The organism is Azonexus hydrophilus DSM 23864, from assembly GCF_000429605.1.
Lineage (GTDB): Bacteria > Pseudomonadota > Gammaproteobacteria > Burkholderiales > Rhodocyclaceae > Azonexus > Azonexus hydrophilus.
In genome coordinates this window covers 1-4,722 of sequence record NZ_AUCE01000004.1, presented here as the reverse complement: position 1 = coordinate 4,722, position 4,722 = coordinate 1, and the positions used below count along the sequence as shown (strand labels likewise).

General features: G+C 60.3%; 3 protein-coding genes. All 3 read right to left on the bottom strand.

The window, feature by feature from the left end:
* Positions 1-181 precede the first annotated feature (181 nt).
* From G471_RS0100525 to G471_RS0100515, 3 genes are read right to left on the bottom strand one after another with little or no spacing between them, the layout of a single operon-like run.
* The gene (locus G471_RS0100525; protein ID WP_028993582.1) at positions 182-826 is read right to left on the bottom strand and encodes a response regulator; all 645 of its coding nucleotides are present in this window, start codon (positions 824-826) and stop codon (positions 182-184) included.
* Positions 823-1,974 (bottom strand): ATP-binding response regulator, encoded by a 1,152-nt coding sequence (locus G471_RS0100520; RefSeq protein ID WP_245580478.1) that lies wholly within the window; start codon positions 1,972-1,974, stop codon positions 823-825. Before G471_RS0100520 ends, G471_RS0100525 begins: the two co-directional genes overlap by 4 nt.
* The gene (locus G471_RS0100515; protein ID WP_051295189.1) at positions 1,971-4,550 is read right to left on the bottom strand and encodes an ATP-binding protein; all 2,580 of its coding nucleotides are present in this window, start codon (positions 4,548-4,550) and stop codon (positions 1,971-1,973) included. Before G471_RS0100515 ends, G471_RS0100520 begins: the two co-directional genes overlap by 4 nt.
* Between the last annotated feature and the right edge of the window lie 172 nt (positions 4,551-4,722).

Below are 4,722 nucleotides of genomic sequence, written 5' to 3'. Positions count from 1 at the left end.
CTCATCTTCGTTCTCCCAAAATATTTTTCCAGGTCAAACCCCAATCGCCTCAACTCCTACCCATGCCCCAACTCAGGGTGCGGCAATTTGTCGCAATTCTGCGCGGACCATCCCTTAGCCATAAGGTGACGAATGCCGATAAAGCACACGGGAGAACGACTTACGCCCTATAGGAACATTCTTAGGCTTCGCCTTCGACCAGTCGATTTTCGACTGCGTAGCGGACCAATTCTGCGGTATTGGCCAGATCCATCTTGGTCTGGATACTGGCTTTGTGCGTACTGACCGTCTTGACGCTGAGATTCAGATGACGCCCGATCTCGGAAACCCCCATGCCCTGGACGATGAGCAGAAAAATCTGGTGCTCGCGGTCAGTCAGGCGGTTGTGCGGCAGCTCGGCGTGACGTCCCTGGAGAATATCCATGGTCAAGCGCTCAGCAACGTTCTGGTTGATGAACAAGCCGCCACCATGCACCTTGCGGATCGCCTCGGCGAGAAAGGCTTCGGCGTTGTCCTTGCACAGGTAACCTGCAGCCCCGGCCTTCAAGGCGCGCACAGCGAAGATGTCTTCCTTGTGCATGCTCAGGATCAGGATCGGCAGCCGGGGAAACTCGCTGCGGATCTGCTTGATCAGTTCGATACCGTTGCGCCCGGGCATCGTCAGGTCGAGCACCAGCGTATCCCAGTGCTCCTTGCGCAGCATGGTGACGGCGTCGATGCCATTGCTCGCCTCACCACCGACAACGATATCCGGTGATTCGGCCAGGATGTGACGTAGACCGACGCGCAGGATGTCGTGATCATCAGCAATCAGAATTCGGATCATGCGTTTTCTCCCGTACTCATCGGCAACCTGACGACTACCGTCGTCCCGGCAGTGCCGTCGATGTTGATTTCGCCGCCGAGCATCAGGACGCGTTCGCGCATACCTAGCAGGCCGAAGCCCTGGCGCGGCGACTCGGTATCGAAGCCACAACCGTCGTCATGGACACTGATGCACAGGTGCCCACCGACGGTGCTCAAATCGATGTCAACCCGCCGGGCTTCAGCATGCCGGGTCACGTTGGTCAAGGTTTCCTGAACGACGCGGAAGGCGGTGATCGCACCGCTCTCGGGCAATGCATATTCGTCACGATCGGCGCTGAAATGACAGCTGATACCGGAGCGTTCAGCGAACTGCCCGGCGAGGTGTTCAAGCGCGGCGCACAGACCGAGCACGTCAAGCATGCCCGGACGCAAGCCTTCAGAAATCCGCCGCAGTGCGTGCACCGTGTTATCGACCAGCGCATAGGCCCCGTCGGCACGCTCGACGACACCTTGACCAAGCGGCGCGCAATGCTTGCGCAGCCAGCCGACGTCAATGCGCAAGGCTGTCAGCGCCTGGCCAAGTTCGTCATGCAGTTCGCGGGCGATGCTGGTGCGCTCGTCCTCACGTACGCTTTGCAGGAAGGCCGTCAGCTCCTGCAGACGCTGGCGCTTTTCGCGCAGCAGGCGGGCCGAGGCGCGAAGCTGCGCGGTACGTTGTTCGACCTGCTCCTCAAGTCTGGTCTGCAGACGGTAGAGTTGGACATGGGTGCGCACCCGGGCGAGCACTTCCTCTGGCTGGAAGGGCTTGCCGATGTAATCGACAGCACCCAGCGCGAAACCTCGTACCTTGTCGCCAGTCTCGCGCAGGGCTGAGAGAAAGATCACCGGCACGCTGGCAGTCGCCGGATCAGCCTTGAGGCGCTGACATAGTTCGTAGCCGTCCATGCCGGGCATGCGGACGTCGAGCAGGATCAGTTCGGGCGGCCGAGCTTTGGCTGAACGCAGCGCCATCCGGGCCTCGCTGGCAACGCGGACGACATAGCTGGCGCCGACCAGGAGATCGTTGAGTAGCTGCAACGAGGCAGGCGTGTCATCAACGATCAGGATTTCAGCGGGGTGGAATGCGCTGTCATTCATCCCGGTGGGAGTTTCGGGTAAATCGTTCATGCTTCGTTTCCAGTAATGCCCAGCCAGTCCCAAAGCAACTCGTAGTCTCGCCGCCGAGCAATGCCTGCGAGGCGGGCCGCAAGCTCGGGCAGACGGGCGGCAATGGCATGAATCGCGTGATCGATTTCGGCCGGGCTCAGTGCAATCGCCGCAGCTTCCAGCGCCTGCCGTTCACTCGCCGTCAGCAATGCGGCGTCGTCAGGCAACAGGCCGATTTCTTCGAACCCACCGGGGCGACGCGGTACTTCAAGCATGGGCAGACCCAGGATACGGGCCAGCAGCCCATAGAGCTCGCCTTCAGCCAGCGGCTTGCTCAGGAAACCGTCGGCGCCGGCAGCCAGTGCTGCGTTGCGCGTTTCGGCCAGCGCATGGGCCGTCAGCATGATCACCGCCGGCCCACTGCTCGCCTTGATTTCGTGCAGCAGTGCCAATCCTTCACCGTCCGGCAGATACCAGTCAAGAACGACCACATCCGCCGACTGTGCACTCAACATGCTACGGGCTTGCGCCAGCTTGCCTGCCTCGGCAACGATGAAGCCAAGTGGTTCAAGCAGGGCCGCCAGTAGCCGCCGGCTGTCGCTGCTATCATCGACGAGCAGTACCCGGCGCGGCGCGAGTAGTGGCGCCAGCCTGGCCGGGCGCGGTTTGCCGGCGCCCGCCGGAGCAATCAATACTGACACAGGTATGGCAAACGTAAATTCAGCGCCTTCCCCAGGTGCCGAAGACACAGCCAGCTCACCACCGAGCAATTGCACGTAGCGCCGGCTGATCGTCAGGCCAAGGCCGGTCCCCCCCTGATGCGCCGAACCGACCTGTTCGAAGGACGAAAAAATTCGCGCCTGATCGTCCACACTGATGCCGATGCCGCTGTCACGGACGGCGAACTCAAGGGAGACACGTTCATCATCGAGCGGCCGGGCAACGACGCGAATGACGACTTCGCCAGCCGGCGTAAACTTGACCGCATTAGACAGCAGATTGAGCAACACCTGGCGCAGCATTCCGGGATCGATCAGAACCATGCCTGGCAAGGCGGAAGTTTCCAGGCGCAGGACCAGCCCGCCCTCGTCGGCACGCAGGCTCATCATCTCGACGACCTGGCCAAGAAGTTCGGGCAGATCGACTTCCTCGGGACGCATTTCCATCTTGCCCGACTCGATCTTCGACAATTCAAGCACGTCGTTGATCAGCGTCAGCAAATGCTCGCCGGAATGGCTGATGATCCGAAGGTTATCCTGCCGCGCAGGCGACAGTCCCGGATCGGCAGCCATCAAACGGGAGAAACCAATCACCGCGTTGAGCGGCGTACGCAACTCGTGGCTCATGTTGGCCAAGAAGATCGACTTACTGCGGTTGGCTGCCTCGGCGGCATCGCGCGCCTCGGTCAGTTCGCCGGTACGGCGGCGGACCAGATCTTCCAGCTGCTCACGGTAAGCGGCCAGTTCATCCTCGTTCCGCTTACGCTGAGTGATGTCGGAAAAAATCGAGATGTAGCGCCGGATACGTCCATCCGACCCGCGCAAGGCCTGAATTGACAGATCTTCCGGAAAAATCTCACCGCTCTTGCGCCGATTCCAGATCTCGCCGCGCCAGTGGCCGGCGCTACGCAACTGCTGCCACATCCGGTTATAGAAATCCTGCTCATGCATACCCGATTTGAGTAAACGCGGATTACGGCCAATGACTTCGTCACGCGCATATCCAGATATCCGGCAAAACGCCTCATTGACCCAGATGATGCTACCTTCGGCATCGGTGATCGCTGCACCTTCCGCCATCGCCGCAAAGGCGGCCTCGTTCTCGCGGTAAATCTGGTCCTGGCGCTGCAGTTCGGCGGCACGGCGGACAAAGATTCGATGCAGAAGGATGATCGTCGCCAGCCCGAGCAACCAGATTGCTGCGTGCCAGTACTGGATCGTCCGCCAGGTCGGTTCCTGAGCGGTACGGTAGGTATTCAGGTCGATCGAAACGGTTGCTCCGCCGCGCAAGCCACCGACCGGAACCAGCGTATCGCGGTGGCACTCGAGGCATTCCTTTTCCATCTGCATCGGGATCATTGCCCGCATCAGCCCGTGCCCCCCCTTTTTCGGCAGCGACTGAGTGACGATTGCGGCTCCCCGACCAAGTTGTTCAAGCGCTTGCTGCTCCCATTCGTCAGGCGCATTTTCCGGGTTGCGTAATTGTTTCGATGTCAGGCGTTCGCGGGCACCGAACTCCTTGTTAGTCATTTCCTGGATCGCCAGCAACAGGTGCATGGGCGTCACCGTTACCAGCGTGAACTGTTCGCCGGTATAACGTACGGCCGTTACCCGCTCCTCCTGTTCGAGCGAGTTAACCGGCGGCACATGCTTTTCGCGGATGAAAATCCCTTCAACGGTGGAAGCCCATTTGCGGATCGCCATGTCCTTCTTCAGGTTGGCCACGGCATCGATACGCGCCAGTTCGGCGGCAGTCCGGTTAAGTTGTTCGCGTTGCGTCAGCAGCGACAGCATGACCAGGACCGACCACACAACAAGTGCGAGCAAGGTACCGGTCCAGCCGGTAAAGGGAAGGAGATCGTGCTGAAACAGTTTCATCGTCAGCCGGACGGAAACGACAGAAGGCAAAAGAGGGGCAAGATTTCTCCTGCCCCTCAGCGTGCCGTCCAGGTCGTTTACTTGACCTTTCTGGCGCCGTTCTGCTCGAGGTAGGTCTTGGCTCGCAGGCCGATGTCAGCCGCCTTGACCTGGTACTGCCAGACCTGCTCCG

What these genes read in the sequence shown, in the direction of transcription:
- G471_RS0100520 (WP_245580478.1), bottom strand. Translation starts at nt 1,974, where the DNA reads ATGAACGATTTACCCGAAACTCCCACCGGGATGAATGACAGCGCATTC.
- G471_RS0100515 (WP_051295189.1), bottom strand. Translation starts at nt 4,550, where the DNA reads ATGAAACTGTTTCAGCACGATCTCCTTCCCTTTACCGGCTGGACCGGT.
- G471_RS0100525 (WP_028993582.1), bottom strand. Translation starts at nt 826, where the DNA reads ATGATCCGAATTCTGATTGCTGATGATCACGACATCCTGCGCGTCGGT.